This is a genomic window from Sphingomonas sp. BL-S-30 (assembly GCF_055521475.1).
Genome location: NZ_CM145481.1, coordinates 3467500 through 3483293, shown reverse-complemented (window position 1 = coordinate 3483293; position 15794 = coordinate 3467500). Strand labels below are relative to the sequence as shown.

At 66.4% G+C, this 15794-nt stretch carries 16 protein-coding genes; 5 read left to right on the top strand and 11 right to left on the bottom strand.

Annotated elements, in window-relative coordinates:
- Positions 1-101 precede the first annotated feature (101 nt).
- Genes ACZ1I5_RS16215 through ACZ1I5_RS16205 form a run of 3 tightly spaced genes read right to left on the bottom strand, consistent with a single transcriptional unit; the run spans position 102 to position 3807 of the window.
- Complete coding sequence (locus ACZ1I5_RS16215; protein ID WP_465170267.1) at positions 102-2324, bottom strand: xanthine dehydrogenase family protein molybdopterin-binding subunit; 2223 nt, start codon at positions 2322-2324, stop codon at positions 102-104.
- Positions 2321-3289, bottom strand: coding sequence for an FAD binding domain-containing protein (locus ACZ1I5_RS16210; RefSeq protein WP_465170266.1), 969 nt, complete (start codon positions 3287-3289; stop codon positions 2321-2323). Before ACZ1I5_RS16210 ends, ACZ1I5_RS16215 begins: the two co-directional genes overlap by 4 nt.
- On the bottom strand, positions 3286-3807 hold the full coding sequence (locus ACZ1I5_RS16205; RefSeq protein ID WP_465170265.1) for a 2Fe-2S iron-sulfur cluster-binding protein: 522 nt from the start codon (positions 3805-3807) through the stop codon (positions 3286-3288). The genes ACZ1I5_RS16210 and ACZ1I5_RS16205 overlap by 4 nt, the downstream gene beginning before the upstream one ends.
- Before the next feature lie 57 nt (positions 3808-3864).
- Between ACZ1I5_RS16205 and ACZ1I5_RS16200 the strand changes: the two genes are divergently transcribed.
- Entirely contained in the window at positions 3865-4986 is a 1122-nt protein-coding gene (locus tag ACZ1I5_RS16200; RefSeq protein WP_465170264.1) for a glycerophosphodiester phosphodiesterase, read from the top strand.
- An 11-nt stretch (positions 4987-4997) separates the two neighbouring features.
- On the top strand, positions 4998-5237 hold the full coding sequence (locus ACZ1I5_RS16195) for a hypothetical protein (RefSeq protein WP_465170263.1): 240 nt from the start codon (positions 4998-5000) through the stop codon (positions 5235-5237).
- Between the two features lie 126 nt (positions 5238-5363).
- Here the strand turns inward: ACZ1I5_RS16195 and ACZ1I5_RS16190 are convergent, their stop codons facing one another.
- Positions 5364-6257, bottom strand: a complete 894-nt coding sequence (locus ACZ1I5_RS16190) for an SDR family NAD(P)-dependent oxidoreductase (RefSeq protein ID WP_465170262.1) — start codon at positions 6255-6257, stop codon at positions 5364-5366.
- 199 nt (positions 6258-6456) lie between these two features.
- Between ACZ1I5_RS16190 and ACZ1I5_RS16185 the strand changes: the two genes are divergently transcribed.
- The 3 genes from ACZ1I5_RS16185 to ACZ1I5_RS16175 all read left to right on the top strand — a co-directional run bounded on the left by ACZ1I5_RS16185 (position 6457) and on the right by ACZ1I5_RS16175 (position 8341).
- A complete protein-coding gene (locus ACZ1I5_RS16185; RefSeq protein ID WP_465170261.1) occupies positions 6457-6945 on the top strand; it encodes a hypothetical protein in 489 nt (162 codons plus the stop codon).
- A gap of 116 nt (positions 6946-7061) precedes the next feature.
- On the top strand, positions 7062-7472 hold the full coding sequence (locus ACZ1I5_RS16180; protein ID WP_465169738.1) for a transposase: 411 nt from the start codon (positions 7062-7064) through the stop codon (positions 7470-7472).
- 23 nt (positions 7473-7495) lie between these two features.
- Entirely contained in the window at positions 7496-8341 is an 846-nt protein-coding gene (locus ACZ1I5_RS16175) for an IS3 family transposase (protein WP_465170260.1), read from the top strand.
- 105 nt (positions 8342-8446) lie between these two features.
- Here the strand turns inward: ACZ1I5_RS16175 and ACZ1I5_RS16170 are convergent, their stop codons facing one another.
- The 7 genes from ACZ1I5_RS16170 to ACZ1I5_RS16140 all read right to left on the bottom strand — a co-directional run bounded on the left by ACZ1I5_RS16170 (position 8447) and on the right by ACZ1I5_RS16140 (position 15793).
- The gene (locus ACZ1I5_RS16170) at positions 8447-8815 is read right to left on the bottom strand and encodes a VOC family protein (protein WP_465170259.1); all 369 of its coding nucleotides are present in this window, start codon (positions 8813-8815) and stop codon (positions 8447-8449) included.
- Between the two features lie 95 nt (positions 8816-8910).
- Positions 8911-9600, bottom strand: coding sequence for a helix-turn-helix transcriptional regulator (locus tag ACZ1I5_RS16165; RefSeq protein ID WP_465170258.1), 690 nt, complete (start codon positions 9598-9600; stop codon positions 8911-8913).
- Positions 9601-9662: 62 nt separating this feature from the next.
- A complete protein-coding gene (locus ACZ1I5_RS16160; RefSeq protein WP_465170257.1) occupies positions 9663-10358 on the bottom strand; it encodes a flavin reductase family protein in 696 nt (231 codons plus the stop codon).
- 143 nt (positions 10359-10501) lie between these two features.
- Positions 10502-11197: a TetR/AcrR family transcriptional regulator gene (locus ACZ1I5_RS16155; RefSeq protein WP_465170256.1), complete on the bottom strand. Its 696-nt coding sequence runs from the start codon at positions 11195-11197 to the stop codon at positions 10502-10504.
- A gap of 59 nt (positions 11198-11256) precedes the next feature.
- Complete coding sequence (locus tag ACZ1I5_RS16150; RefSeq protein WP_465170255.1) at positions 11257-12840, bottom strand: AMP-binding protein; 1584 nt, start codon at positions 12838-12840, stop codon at positions 11257-11259.
- Complete coding sequence (locus ACZ1I5_RS16145; RefSeq protein WP_465170254.1) at positions 12837-14462, bottom strand: carboxylesterase/lipase family protein; 1626 nt, start codon at positions 14460-14462, stop codon at positions 12837-12839. The genes ACZ1I5_RS16150 and ACZ1I5_RS16145 overlap by 4 nt, the downstream gene beginning before the upstream one ends.
- On the bottom strand, positions 14459-15793 hold the full coding sequence (locus ACZ1I5_RS16140) for a spinster family MFS transporter (RefSeq protein ID WP_465170253.1): 1335 nt from the start codon (positions 15791-15793) through the stop codon (positions 14459-14461). The genes ACZ1I5_RS16145 and ACZ1I5_RS16140 overlap by 4 nt, the downstream gene beginning before the upstream one ends.
- Between the last annotated feature and the right edge of the window lies 1 nt (position 15794).

Below are 15794 nucleotides of genomic sequence, written 5' to 3'. Positions count from 1 at the left end.
GACGGCGCGGTGCGCGCCTTTCCTTTTGTCCCCCAACTGGACCCCGGCCTTCGCCGGGGAAGCAGGTTTTGGCGAGGCGAGGGTGCTTACAGATGCAGAAGTCATAAATCCGGCAACCCCGCCAGCAGCTTGTCGAGCGTGATCGGAAAGTCGCGCACGCGCACGCCGCACGCATTGTAGATCGCGTTCGCCACCGCCGCGCCTGCGCCGCAGATACCCAGCTCGCCGATACCCTTGGCGTGGAGCGGGTTGGTGTGCACGTCGCGCTCGGTGAGGAAGGTCACCTCGATATGCGGCACGTCCGCATGCGCCGGCACGTGATATTCCGCGAGGTCGCGGTTGACGATCTTGCCGTTGCGCGGATCGTGGATCAGGTCCTCGGTCAGCGCGGCGCCGATGCCGAAGATCATGCCGCCGATCGCCTGGCTGCGCGCGGTCTTGGCGTTGAGGATGCGCCCCGCGGCGAACACGCCCAGCATCCTACGCACACGCACCTCGCCGGTCACCGCATTGACCGCTGCCTCGCAGAAATGCGCGCCATAGGCGGCCTGCCGCGTCTCCTTCGCCTGGGCGCCAGGGGAGATTTCCCCGGTCGCCTCGATCCCGTCGCCGACCAGCGAGCCGATCGGTACGCGGCGATTCTCCGCGACGGCGAAACCGTCCTTCAGGGTCAGCGCCTCGGTCGCGCAGTCCATCGCTTCGGCCAGCCGCGCGCGCAGTGCCTCGCAGGCGAGATAGACCGAGGACCCGCTGGAGGTCGCGCCGTACGATCCGCCCGACCCAGCGGCGGGCGGGAAATCGCTGTCGCCCAGCCGCACCTCGACCCGGTCGGCCGGCAGCCCGAGCATCTCGCCCGCGATCTGGCCGAGGATGGTGTAGCTGCCGGTGCCGATATCGGTCATGTCGGTCTCGACCAGCGCCTTGCCGTCGGGCGTGATCGCCACGCGCGCCGCTGAGGGCCGCAGCAGATTGCTCCGCGCCGCCGCGGCCACGCCCATGCCGATCAGCCATTCGCCCTCGCGCCGCGTGCCGGGCGTCGGGTCGCGCTGGTCCCAGCCGAACTGCGCGGCGCCCTCGTCGAGGCAGCGGCTCAGCTGACGGGTCGAAAAGGGCACGCCGGTTTCCGGATCGGCTTTGGGATCGTTGCGTTTGCGCAGCTCGACCGGATCGAGGCCCGCCGCTTCGGCCAGCTCGTCCATCGCGCCTTCCAGCGCGAGCATGCCGCTGCCTTCGCCCGGCGCGCGCATCGACCCCGACAGGAGCCGGTCGAGGCTGACCATGTCGTGCGTGATCAGCCGGCTGGCGCCGCCATAAAGGAAATGCGTCGCCACCCCGGCGGGCTCGAAATAGGGCTCGCCGGGCAAGTTGCTGCAGATCGTCTCATGCCCGATCGCGGTCAGTATGCCGTCTTCGTCCGCGCCTAGGCGGACGCGCTGTTCGGTATCGGAACGTCGGATCGTCGTCTCGAACACCTGAGGCCGAGACATCACAGCCTTGACCGGGCGCCCGACCGCTTTCGACGCGATCGCCGCCGCGACCGCCTCGGGCGCAAGGCCGAGCTTCGAGCCGAAACCGCCACCGACATAACGCGACACCAGCCGTACCTGCTCCGGCTTCAGTCCCAGCGCATCGGCCAGTTGCAGCCGGTTATGGGCCACCACCTGATAGGAGCCATGGACCGTCAGCCTGTCGCCGTCCCAGGACGCGATCGAGACATGCGGCTCCATCGCCGCGCTGCTCTGGCTCGGCGTGGTCCAGATGCGATCGACGGACCAGGCAGCCTTGCGCATTGCGTCATCGACATCGCCCTGCGAAAAATGGGCCGGCACCAGCCGGTCGCCCGGCTTTTCCGCTTCGCCGCGCAACCGATGGAAATCGAAGCGGCCCTCGACCGGCTCATAGTCGATCCGCACCGCGCGGGCGGCGTCGCGCGCCTGTTCGAAACTTTCCGCGACGACGATCGCGACGATCTCCCCGGCATAGCGGACATCACGCACGCCCTGAGTCGGCGCCTTCGGGTTGCCGGCCTGTTGCGGGTTGCGCAGGAAGCGGTCGAGATCGGTCACGACGTCGATCACTCCCGGCATCGCCCGCGCGGCGCTATCGTCGATCCCGGTGACCTTGCCCCGCGCGAAGGGCGCGCCGACCAGATACCCATGAACGAGCCGGTCGAAGCGATATTCAGCCGAATAGGTCGCCGCGCCCGAGACCTTCAACGGCCCCTCGGTGCGGTCGATCCCTTCACCGATCAGCCCCTGCGCGCCATGGTCGAGCAGGCTGACCGGGACCGGCCGGTCCATCTTCAGGGCGTTGGCCCGGCTCATTCCGCCGTCAGGTCGCGCAGGCAGGCGATCAAGGTGCGGCGGGTGAGGGGGATCTTGAAGTCGTTCGATCCGTAACCCTTCGCGTCCGCGAGCAACGCATCCGCCGCCGCTTCGAACGCCGCAGTCGACGGCGCCTGGCCGATCAGCGCCGCTTCCACCGCGGGATCGCGCCACGGCATCGGCCCCAGCCCGCCGAACGCGAGCGCGGCCGAGGCGATCCTGCCGTCCTCGACGGAGACGAGCCCCGCGACCGACACCAGGGCAAAGGCATAGGAGGCGCGGTCGCGGACCTTGCGGTACAGCTGCTTGCCGGCGGGCGGCGGGGGCAGTTCGATATGGGTGATCAGCTCGCCCGGCTGGATCACCGTTTCGATATGCGGCGTGTCGCCAGGCAGCCGGTAGAAATCATGGATCGCGATCCGCCGCCGGTCGCCGCCCGGCTGCAGCGTGACGATCGCCGCATCGAGCGCGCGCATCGCCACCGCCATGTCGCTCGGATGAGTCGCGATGCACTGCTCGCTGGTGCCGAGGATGGCGAGGATGCGGTTGAACCCGCCGATCGCCGCGCAGCCCGATCCCGGCGCGCGTTTATTGCACGGCATGGCGGTGTCGTAGAAATAATAGCAGCGCGTCCGCTGGAGCAGATTGCCCCCGGTCGAGGCCTTGTTGCGAAGCTGCCCGGAGGCGCCGGCGAGCAACGCCCGGCTGAGCACGGGATACCCCTTGATGATGCGCGGGTCGGCGGCGAGATCGCTGTTCGGCACCAGCGCGCCGATCGTCAGCCCGCCATCGGCGCGCTCCTCGATCGTCGCGAGATCGAGCCGGCTGATATCGACCAGCTTTTCCGGCGTCTCGATCTGCAGTTTCATCAGGTCGAGCAGGTTGGTCCCGCCCGCGATGAAACGCCCGCCTGCGGCTACCGCTGCCTCGGGAGTGTCCGCTTTGGCATATTCGAACGTCTTCATGAGGTGGCGACCTCGCGACCAGCGGGCGCAAGCCCGGCCACTTCGGAAATCGCGTCGACGATGTTCGGATAGGCCGAACAGCGGCAGAGATTGCCGCTCATCCGCTCCGATATCTCCACATCGGTCAGCTCGATATTGTCGAGCGACCCACTGACATGGCTCGGCCAGCCCTTCGCTACTTCGTCGAGCATGCCGACCGCGGAGCAGATCTGACCGGGCGTGCAATAGCCGCACTGGAACCCGTCATGCTTCACGAACGCTGCCTGGAGCGGGTGCAGAGCCTCCGCGTTGCCCAGGCCTTCGATCGTCAAGATGTCATCATCCTGATGCATCACCGCGAGCGTCAGGCACGCATTGATCCGTCGCCCGTTCACCAGGACGGTGCACGCGCCGCACTGGCCATGGTCGCACCCCTTCTTGGTGCCGGTCAGGCCGAGATGCTCGCGCAGCAGATCGAGCAGGGATGCGCGGATATCGGGATCGGCGTCATGCTCAGCGCCGTTGATCGTGAAGTGCATGGGGTCGCCCCTCCTGGCTGATTGGGGTAACGCGTTTGGGAAGGATCGTTTCCGGTAATGGATAGCATAGTGAAACTTTTTCGTACGTCATTGCGCAAGCGAAATCTTTTGAGTTTTGCCCTTGCGCTGGCGCCTGCCGCCGCGATCGGGCAGACCGCGCCGGTGACTCAGCTTTCGCCTGCCACGCCGCTGTCGCCGCCCATCGTCATCGCGCATCGCGGCGTCAGCGGCCTGCGCCCGGAACACACGCTCGCCGCCTATGAGCTGGCGATCGAACAGGGCGCCGACTTCATCGAGCCCGATCTGGTGCCGACCAAGGACGGCGTGCTGGTCGCCCGGCACGAGAATGACATCACCGAGACGACCGATGTCGCGAACCACCCCGAATTCGCCGGTCGCAAGACGACCAGGACGATCGACGGAGAGAAGCATGTCGGCTGGTTCACCGAGGATTTCACGCTCGTCGAGCTGAAGACCTTGCGCGCCAAGGAGCGGCTGCCGATGCTCCGCCCCGACAACATGAAATATGACGGCCAGTTCGAGATCCCGACCTTTGCCGAGGTGATCGCGCTGGCCAAGAAGCGCTCGGTCGGCGGGCGCACCATCGGCATCTATCCCGAGACCAAGCACCCGACCTATTTCGCCTCGATCGGCCTGCCGACGAACGAACAGCTCGTCGCGCAGCTCAACGCCGCGGGCTGGAAGGATGCGAAGGCGCCGGTGTTCATCCAGTCCTTCGAGGTGAACAATCTGAAGGCACTGAACAAGCTGACCCGCGTCCGGCTGATCCAGCTGATGGACGCGAGCGGCGCGCCGGCGGACGGCGCCGCGCCCAGCTATGCCGCGATGGCGACGCCCGAGGGGCTGAAGGCGATCGCTGCCTATGCCTGGGGCATCGGCCCCAACAAGGATCTGGTGATGAAGGGCAATGAGCCGCCCTCGAGCATCGTCGCCGATGCCCACAAGGCGGGCCTGCGCGTGCATCCCTGGACCTTCCGCGCGGAGAATTTCTTCCTGCCCGCCTCGATGCGGGTCGGCATCAATCCGCGCGGCCATGGCCGTCTTTCGGACGAAATCCAGCGTTATCTGGACCTTGGCATCGACGGCTTCTTCACGGATTTCGCCGGAATCGGCGTCGAGGCCCGTGATGCCCGGGCGAGGCTCACGCGCCCACAGTGAAAGAGAACCGCATGCGCAAATTCCTGCTCCCCCTGATGGCCCTTGTTCCGCTGCTCGCCGGCGGTTGCGTCCGCACGGTGGCGAGCGTCGTCACCGCGCCGGTCAAGGTGGTGAGCAAGACCGCCGACTGGGCGACGACCAGCCAGGACGAGGCTGACCGCAACGCCGGCCGAAAACAACGCAAGGAAGACGAGAAGCGCGCCAGGGAAGAACGCAAGGCCCAGCGTGAACAGGATCGGGAGCGGGACTAGCGCCAATCACGCCGTCATGCCGGACTTGTTCCGGCATCCATCGTGCCGCGAGAGCCGAAGCCTATGGTGTGCGGCACGATGGCCCCCGGAACAAGTCCGGGGTGACGGCTGGATTTGGTTGAGCGACTACCCCCGTATCGCAACCGCCTCGGAAACCAGCCCAGCATTCGCCAGTTCGCGCTCGGCCTGCATGAAGCCATAGGCCGGCACGATCTCGCCGGTCCGGTCCGAGACCTCGCGCCAATGCGCCACGACCTGCTCGCCCGCATCCGCGCCGGCCCCGACATAATAGCCATCCGACAAGGTCACGCTTGCCGTCGCGAAATGGCCCGCGCCCGCGCAGAGGATCGCGCGTGTCGGCGCTTCCTCGCCGACCAGCGCCAGCAGGCCGGGGCTCACCAACGCCGGATCGAGCAGCTTCAGGCTCTCGTCGGCGAGCACGCCGTGCGTCATCTGGGTCGCCGCGGTGGGGGCGAGGCAATTTGCCCGGATGCCGTATTTCTCGCCCTCGATCGCCAGGGTCTGCATCAGCCCGACCAGCGCCATCTTCGCCGCGCCGTAATTGGCCTGGCCGAAATTGCCGTAGAGCCCGGACGAGGAGGTGGTCATCACGATGCGGCCGTAGCGCTGCTCGCGCATGATGTCCCACACCGCCTTGCTGCAGATCGCGGCGCCCATCAGGTGCACGTCGACCACCAGGCGGAAATCGTCGATGCTCATCTTGGCGAAGCTCTTGTCGCGCAGGATGCCGGCATTGTTGACCAGAATGTCGATCCGGCCCCAGCGCGCCATGACCGTGGCGACCATCGCCGCGACGGCTGCCTCGTCCGTCACCGATCCGGCGACGGCGATCGCCTCGCCCCCGGCCGCGACGATCTCGGCGGCGACTCGCTCGGCCGCCTCGAGGCCGAGGTCGTTGACCACCAGCTTCGCGCCCTGCCGCGCGAGGAACAGCGCATGCTCGCGCCCCAATCCACCGCCCGAACCCGTGACGATCGCGACGCGTCCCTTCAGTGACATCCCACAGCTCCCCTTCTCGTTGATCTTGCGGTGCGGAATATCGCGATTCTCATTCACTCACAAGATAGCGAATATCATTTCACGCCGGGACTGCTGGGTGGCGGCCAGCGCTTTCGGTCCGGTTGCCGATCACACGCGATGGCATCGTGGAAATGGCGCACTCCCTATAGTAAATTATATTCGTTATCGGGAGCAGGTCATGTCGAACTTGAAGCTCGTGGTTGGAGCGTTGTCTCTTTGTTTGTCTGGTTTATTCAGCCCCGCTACCGGGCAGACCGTTGCCACCCGCCCTGACGCTCCCGTACCGGCGACGTGCCATTTCTCCCGTCCCGCCCGTCTCGTCACGGCGATGCGTGATGCCCCCGAGATTGCTGCAGAATTCAAAAGACAGAAGCTTGACATGGCTGATGTCGGGGAACGATTCATACCGTTCGACGTGGAAGACAACGCGTCGAAGGGATTGCCCCATCGCCAGTTCGTTCGCGCCTATTTCTTCGATGATCGAGCGATTGTTTGGTATTATCAAGGGGGATACGCCACCATCTTTCATGTCGTCGAACTTCGCACTCTGGGCGACACGGACGGATCGGCACCGATTCTTCGTCTTACGGGAACGGCGCTCGGCGGCCCGCTTTGCGTCGCAACACAAGCCATTCTGGATGGCGTTATCGGCCAGTCGGGCTGGTAGGCGGCGCTGAATGGGGCGCTGCCGTCTCGCCTATTTAGCGTAGTTTCGGTGACAGTGGAGTGCACCCCTAGATTGAGACAGTAAAATTAGGGACAGCCCTTTTGGAGGAGGGTTTGATGTCCAAGATTGTTCGACGAAGATTTGGCCGAGCGTTCAAGCTGGAGGTGGTCGCTCGCATGGCGGCGGGCGAGAGCGGGACGGCGCTATCGCGCGAGTTGGGGATCAAGCGGACGATCCTGTACCGTTGGCGTGATGCGGTTCGCGATGGTGGCGAAGAAGCGCTACGCGATGGCCCCGGCCGCCCCAACGGCGTGGAGAAGGCAGCGATGGCGCTGGCGCGAGGTCCGGCGGCGCGCGCGCGTGACCTGAGCGAAGCGCGGCAGCAGATTGCCGAGCTGGAGCGCAAGGTCGGCGAGCAGCAGGTGGCGCTGGATTTTTTCAGGGGTGCCTTGCAGCGTATCGAGGCGTCACGTCAGCCGAGCGACGGCAATGGCGTGACGGGGTCATCGCCCAGATTCAGGCGATGACAGGTCTGCAAGGCTGTGGATCGATGCTGTCGGTGGAGCAGTTGTGCCGGCTCTCTCTGGTGAGCCGGGCCGCTTTCTATCGGCGTTGGCACGATAGCGCCCCCAAGGTCGAGGAGACGGCGCTGCGCGATCGGCTGCAACGCCTTTGCATCACGCACCGGCATTACGGCTATCGCCGGATCGTAGCGCTGCTCAGGCGCGATGACTGGGTCATCAACCACAAGCGCGTGCTTCGCCTGATGCGGGAGGACAACCTGCTGTGCCTGAGGAAGCCACTGTTCCGGCCGGCCACCACAGACTCGCGCCATGGCTGGCGGGTGTGGCCCAACCTGGCGCGTCATCTGATGCCCACCGCCGTCAATCAGCTGTGGGTGGCGGACATCACCTATGTCCGCCTGGCCGAGGCGTTCGTCTATCTCGCGGTGATCCTCGATGCGTTCAGTCGCAAGGTGGTCGGCTGGGCAATGGCGGATCACCTGCGCGCGGAGCTGGCGCTCGATGCGCTTGCGATGGCGCTGGAGCGGCGCCCGGTCGTATCGGGTGCGCTGGTCCACCACTCCGACCGCGGCGTTCAGTACGCGTGTGGCGATTACATCCCCCGTCTGGAGGCCGTCGGTATCCTGCCCAGCATGAGCCGGATCGCCTGCCCGTATGACAATGCGATGGCCGAGAGCTTCATGAAGACGCTGAAGCAGGAGCAGGTAAACGGCGCAGACTACCGCGATCTCGCGCATGCCAGGGCCGAGATCGGCGCCTTCATCGAGCAGGTCTACAACCGACAGCGCCTGCACTCCGCCTTGGCCTATCTGTCACCGGACGAGTATGAAGAAATGTCGCCAGGGGTGCTGCGCAGCAGCCCCTCGCCATGACAGCAACGCGCTGTCCCTAATTATCGTGTCTCAACACTGGGGTGCACTCCAACAGTTTACTAAATAGCCTATTTAGTAAACTGTCACCGAAACTGGATGCGCCGGTCAGGTGCCCGGGGCGAACACGCGCAGCCGGTGGCCATCGGGATCGAGCGCGACGAAGGTAGTACCGAAGCTCATCTGTGTCGGAGCCTGAAGGATCGGCACGCCGCGCCGCTGCCAGTCTGCATGAATCGCCTCGACGCTGGTCCCATCGGGGACCGCAAAGGCGATCTCGCTGGCGCCGGTCTGGCCACTGCTCTTAGGCTCGACCGTCTCGCGCCCCCACAGGCCAAGCATGACTCCGTCTCGCAACGGCAACATGGCAAAGCCCGGCTTTTGCTCGATGATCGGGATGTCGAGCAATGCATGGTAGAAGGCGGCGCTGGCTGCATCGTCTTCGACGTGAAGCAGCAGGAAGCTGAAATCCGGCATGATGGTCTCCTCTGGCCGGCGGAGGCGGGATCGCCCGCCGGCCAGAATGCTTTACGCAATCATGCTGTCAGTTTCTGTCAGCAGTCAGGCCGTGGTCATTGCTCGGGGATATTGCGCACCATCCGCCAATCCTTGAGCAGCGCGGCACGCCGACGCGGGTAGCGGCCTGGCGTCACGTCGAGCGCAGTGATCCGGTCGGTCCTGAAATGGCGATAGCCCCCGCGCAATTCGCACCATGCCACGACGACCCGCACGCGATCGTAAAAGGCCAGCGCAAAGGGCCAGATCGCGCGCTGGGTGGCGAGCCCCTGTTCGTCGGCATAGGCGATCTGCACCCTTCGTTCGGACCGGATCGCCTCGCGGATCGCGGCAAGCTCGGTATCTCCGGCGGCGATCGGCTCGCCCGGCCCGATCAACAGGCCCGACGCGTCGATACTGTCCTTGAGGTCCTCGGGAAGCACCGCGCCGATCTTGGCCAGCACGTTGCGTGCGGCCTTGCCGAGCAGCCCGTCCGCCCGTTCCGAAACCCAGCGCGACCCGAGCACCAGCGCCTCGATTTCCTCCTCGGAAAACATCAGCGGCGGCAGCATGAAGCCCGGCCGGAGCACATAGCCGACGCCCGCTTCGCCATCGATATGCGCGCCCTGTGCCTTCAGGGCATCGATGTCGCGATACAGCGTCCGCAAGGATATGCCGAGTTCTTCCGCCAGCACGGCGCCCGCAACGGCGCGCCGATGACGGCGCAACACCTGAATCAGGTCGAGAAGCCGCTGCGCGCGCGACAAGGGGCACCTCCGGTCGTTGTCTGGTCCCGCTGCCATAATATGGCAGCAGGTGCAGTCAAATCTCAAAGCGCCAGTTCGAGCACCTCCTCGCGAGCGCGATCGACGTCAGGCATGCGGTAGTGCTGCTCTTCGATCGCCGCGAGGCGGGACGGAACGATCTCTGCACTGGAGACGCCATAGAGCTTCTGAAAGTTCATGATGAGAGGCTGCCACCTGGCGGGATCGATCCGGTTCTCGTGACCGTCCATGAGCAGGCCGGGATGCACGTGAACACGGGTGATGCGCACTTCGAAGGCCGAAATCAGTCCGGCAACCTGGGGGTCGTCGGCCATGATGTCGTGGCGCGCCGCCACCACGGCTTCCAGCTGGATGGGACATTCCAAGACGCGCGGCGCGACCACGGTCTGCGATGCGATCGGCGTCACCCCGGCTGCTTCGAACTTGCGAGGCTCATAGGCGTAACCCAGACGCTGCTTCAGGTCGGGTATCGACTCGGTGCCGGTGAGACGCGCCAGCCTGTTCACTGCGTCCGCCTGGGCGGGTGACGCCAGGTTGAGCACGCACTGCCCCGTCCGGATCATGTTCTGCGGTGTCTGCGACGCCGTCTGGAGGCCGAGCATGGCACGCCAGCCGAGCCACCATGCCGACGACATCGGCGCAAGATTGGCCGTGCCGTCCTCATTCTGCGTGCTGATAAGGACCACGGGCGTGCCGAAATAGAGGGTCGCGGGTTCGATCGTCACATGGGGATCGTTCATGAGAGGCTCCGTCGCTTGAGGATGAGCCGCCTATGGGGTCCTATGGGTAGCGCAGAACCCCGTTACTTGCGCTGAAAAGGACTTGCCGACGATCGTTCTGGCACCGCGCAACGCGTCCGTTGGCGGTTCATGAGGCCGCCGCCTCAGATCGCCGTCGCACCCGAACGCTGCCGGCACAATTCCACGAAACCCGCGGCCATGAACGACGCCATGCGGTCCTTCACCGCGACGAAGTCGTCCGACTTGCACAGGCCGCCCGACAGCTTGTCGATGCGCCCGGTGCGCGCCAGCGTCAGCATCAGCGCGCCGGTGACGAAGTGATAGCCCCAGAAGATGTCGGCCTCGGCGCAGTCGGGCAGGGCCTTTTTCAACAGGCTGATCAGGCGCAGCACGACGGGGTCGAAATGCGTGTCCATCAGCTCGGCGCCCCATTCGGGCACGTTCGCCACCTGCGCGCCGAGCGCGGCGTAGTTCTTCCAGCCCTCGCCACCCTGGATATAAAGGTCGAGATCGGTATCGAGGAACGCGCGGAGCGCGCCCTCGACGGTCGGCTTGCCGGCGGTCGCGGCGTCATATTCGTCGAGCGCTTTCATCCGCCGCTCGATCGTCACCACCGCCCGCCTGGCGAACACCGCGTCGAACAATGTCTTCTTGTCGTCGAAATAATAATTGAGCAGCGTGTGGTGGACGCCCACGCTTTTCGCGACATCCTTCAGGGTCACGCCGTACAGGCCATGTTTCGAGAAGAGATATTCGGCCGCGTCGAGGATCTGCTCCATCATCTCGGCGCGCTGTTCCGCCTTGGTGGAACGCCGGCGGGGTGTAACGTCTTCGGGCAATGAGCGCCTTTCTGTCTTGCCGTGGCTGGCGTCGGGCCAGCCGGCAGCTGGACCGTGGCTCAGACGCCGCCATATTCCGATCTCAACCGTATCTTGTCGATCTTGCCCGTCGACGCCAGAGGCATATGCCGCAAGCGCACGATCGCATCGGGGATCCACCAGGGTGCGACCCGGCCCCTCAGCGGCGCGAGCAGTGCTTCGTCGCTCATCGCCTGCTGGTCGCGCATCTCGACCAGCAGGATCGGGCGCTCGCCCCATTTCTCGTCCTGGCGGCCGATCACCGCGGCGAGCGACACCTCGGGCAGGGCGCCGACCACGGCCTCGATCTCGGCCGGGTTGATCCATTCGCCGCCGGACTTGATCAGGTCCTTGGCCCGCCCGGTGATGATCAGGTTGCCGTCGGCGTCGATCCGCGCGAGATCCCCCGTCCCGAACCAGCCATCCGCGTCAGTCGCGCTTTCCTCCTGCCCGAAATAGCGCTCGACCACCGCCGCGCCGCGCACGCGCAGATGCCCTTCGGGTCCGCGCTGCTGGGGCAGGGCGACCCCATCGGCATCGACCAGCAACAGATCGACCCCGATCGCCGGGCGACCCGCCAGCGCGGCGGACCGCGCCGGATCATTGGGCAGGGATACCGTGCCCGACGGCGACAGCTCGGTCATGCCCCAGCTCGTCTGGATGGTGACGCCCAGCCGGCGCTCGATCCGCTCCATCAGCGCCGGCGGCAGCGGCGCGCCGCCCATGATGATCCGTTTCAGTGACGGCACCTCGCCACCGGTCGCCTCCAGATGCTCGACCAGGCCGAGCCATACGGTCGGCACGCCCACGGCGATCGTCACGTCCTCGGCGGCGATCAGCCGCGCGAGGCTCGCGCCGTCCATCTGCCGGCCGGGCAATACCAGCTTGCCGCCCGCCGCGGGCACCGCGAAGGGCAGGCCCCAGGCATTGGCATGGAACATCGGCACCACCACCAGCACGCTGTCGACGCCGGAGATCGCCATCACATCGGCCTGCAACAGGCGCAGCGTGTGGAGGAAGCTCGACCGGTGGGTATAGGTCACGCCCTTGGGCGCGCCGGTCGTGCCCGAGGTGAAGCACAGGCCGGACGGCGCGGTCTCGTCGAAGCCGCCCCAGGCGACATCGGCGCAGGCCTCGGCAATCAGCGGCTCGAGGGCGAGCACGGAGGCCGCGCCCGCCTTGAGCTGAGTCGTGCCGTCGATGACGAGTACGCACTCGATCCCCGGCACGCGCTCGACGATCTGGGCGGCGAGCGGCATCAGGTCGGCGCTGGCGATCAGGATGCGCGCGCCCGATTGCTCGACCATCGCGCCGAGCTGCGCGCCGGTCAGCCGGGGATTGAGCGTGTGGCACACCGCGCCCATGCCCATGACCGCATACCAGGCCTCGACATGCGCCTGGCTGTTCCAGGCAAGCGTCGCGACCCGGTCGCCGGTCCGCACGCCGAGCCCGGCCAGCACCGCCGAGACGCGCTGGCTGCGCTCGAGCAAGCCGGCATAACCGATCCGGTCGACCCCGCCATCCTCACGCGCGGTGACGACTTCGCGACGGGGGTGCCATTTGGCGGCGTGTTCCAGGAACTTGTCGAGCGTCAGGTCGAACGGCTGCATTTCTCCGTCGATCATTTGCAGGTCGCCGCCTTTGCCAGAACCGGGGAGACGATGCCGGTATTCCAGTTCCATGGCTGGTCGCCCGCCGCCCGCCGGCGGCACACCGCCGCTTCGTGCAGCGCGAACATCCCTGGGAACAGCTTCCTGCCCGGCGTCGGCGCCTGGGCGAAGGCCATGTAATTCGCGTCCTTGCCATAAGGCTGCCAGGCGGGCTGGTCCCTGGCGACGGGATCGCCGGTCGTCGCAAACGACACCCAATAGCTCATCATCGCATCGGACAGGCGCCGCTCCGCCAGCGCGTCGGGCACCTTCGGCCAATAAGGCGGGGTCTGGCCGGCCGTGCCGAAGACATAGGGCAGTTCCGAGGCGTGGAAGGCGTGCAGGCCATTGTCGTCCGCGGCCGGATAGCCATGGTCGAACAGATAGAGATAGCCGCGCTGGCCGATCGCGGTCTGGCCGATCGCGAGCCGCGTCGAGGTCCAGCCGTAGAGCGCGTCGCGGGTATTGGCGAGCATGCTCTCGTCGATCGTGGCCGAGGGATAGAGCGCGAGATAATAATCGGCGAGATCGCCATAGCGGCCGCGGATCGCCGTCTCATAGGCCGCGGCGTTCGCCGGCGCCGGCGGCAGCAGGATGCGCAGCGAGCGGATCTCGCCGCTGTTGAAGCCGGCGAGAACCGGCACCGGAGCCTGCTCGCCGCGATCCCAGGTGTCGACGAGCTGGCGGGTCAGCACCTTGCCGTCGATCGCGCCCCAGGGGCCATAGCCCTTGGCCGCCGCGGTGTCGGTGATCTTCTCCGCGTCCATCGCGCGCAGCGCCGGCAGGTCGGCGGCACCCAGCACGGTCATTGCCTGAACGCCCGAGGCTTCGGCGGAGGGCGTTCCGTGCGCCGTCTGCTTCAGCTCGGGCGTGGAGATCATATAGGCGCTTTCGGCGATCGCCTTGTGGAACAGCCCGCGCGCCCGCGGCGAGGCCATCAGGTACATCACGCTCAGCCCGCCCGCCGATTCCCCGGCGATCGTCACGTTACCGGTGTCACCGCCGAACGCGCCGATGTTGCGCTTCACCCATTCCAGCGCCGCGATCTGGTCGAGCAGGCCGTAATTGCCCGAAATGCCTTCCGCCGACTCAGCGCTCAGCGCGGGATGGGCGAGATAGCCGAGGATGCCGAGCCGGTAGTTGATCGAGACGACGATCGCGCCTTTCGCCGCCATGCGCGCACCGTCATAGACCGGCTCATGGCTGTAGCCGCTGACCAGCGCGCCGCCATGGATCCAGACGAACACCGGCAGCTTCTTCGCGTCCTTTGGCGCCCAGATGTTGAGCGTCAGGCAATCCTCGCTCATCTTCGCGGGCGGGTTACTGTAGATGCTCGGGCCGCGCGCATGCGGCTGGACGCAGGCCGGACCGAATTCGGTCGCCTTGCGCACGCCCTGCCAGGCCGGGAGAGGGGCCGGCGCCTTCCAGCGCATCGCTCCCACCGGCGGCTGGGCATAGGGGATGCCCTTGAAGACGCTGACATTGCGCTGGACGCTGCCCTGCACGGTTCCGGCGGGAGCATCGACCGTCGCCGATTGGGCAAGCGCCGGGCCGGCGACCAGGACAGCCGCCAGCGCGGCGAGACGATAGTGTTTCATGCGGATATCTCGACGGAGTTGCGGTTCTCGCGGCGCAGGATCCGCGCGAGCCAGAGGAAGAGCGCGATCGCGATCAGATAGAAGGGCGTCAGCGTGTACAGGGCCGATTGAAGATATTGCGCGTGGCCATGCGCCTTGAACCAGTCGCTCGCCTGGCCGACCCAGGTCGGCCCGAGCCCGAGGCCGATGAAGTTCATCACCAGCAGCAGCAGCGCCCCGGCCAGCACGCGCTGATTGGGCCTGACCTCGTCCTGCACCAGCGCGACGGACGCGGAGAGATAGAAATAGTTGAACATCATCACGACGGCGAGCAGCGCGAGCGCCAGCGGCCAGGTCGGCGCCCAGATAAAGGCCAGATAGAAGGGCATGGCGACCGCGAGCGACAGCGCGGGTGCGACGGCGTAGCCCGCGCGCGAGCGTCGCGTCATGCGGTCGATCACCCGGCCGGAAATGACCATCCCGCCGCCCATGCCGACAACCAGCACCAGCGCGTACCAGATCGCGACCTCGCTCAGCACCATGCCCTTGTCGCGCATCAGGAACAGCACGGCGAAATTGCCCAGGCCATAGGTCACGAACTGGGTCGCGCCGCTGCCCAGCGCCGCGAGCATCAGCACGGGATGCGAAAAGAACATGCGCACGGTCGGCCAGAACTCCGCCTTGTCGGAACCGCCCGGCACGCGCACCTGGTCGGTCGCGCCGCGTTCCGGCTCGCGCAGGAACAGCCGCACCAGCAGCGCCGTGACGATGCCGATCACGCCGATGATGATGAAGGGCATGCGCCAGCCGAACCGCTCTGCGATCGCCGCACCGAAGGCGACGCCGATCGCGGCGCCGATCGCCGGGCCGAGATTGAAGATGCCGAGCGCGGCGGCGCGCTTGCCGGGCGGATAGGTGTCGGTGATGATCGCATAGGATGGCGGCACGCCGCCGGCTTCACCGAAACCGACAAGCATGCGCGCGACGACGAGCTGCGGGTAGGTCGCGGCCATGCCGCAGGCGATCGTCGCCCCGCTCCAGATCGCGCAGGCGAGCGACAGCACGTTGACGCGGTTGGTCCGGTCGGCGAGCCAGCCGACCGGGATCGCGATGAAGCAATAGAACATCGCGAAATAAAGCCCGCCGATCAGGCCGAGCTGGCCGTCGCTGACCTGGAGCGAGTCCTGGATCGGCTTGGCGAGGATGCCGATCAGCTGCCGGTCGAGGAAGTTGAGCACATAGACGAAGGTGAGCGTGATCAGCATGAGCCATGAGCGCGTGCCGACCACCCGGGTGGAACGCGCAGCGGCCGGCTCCGTCACGCCGATCGGAGGAATGGAGCCGGCCGCCACC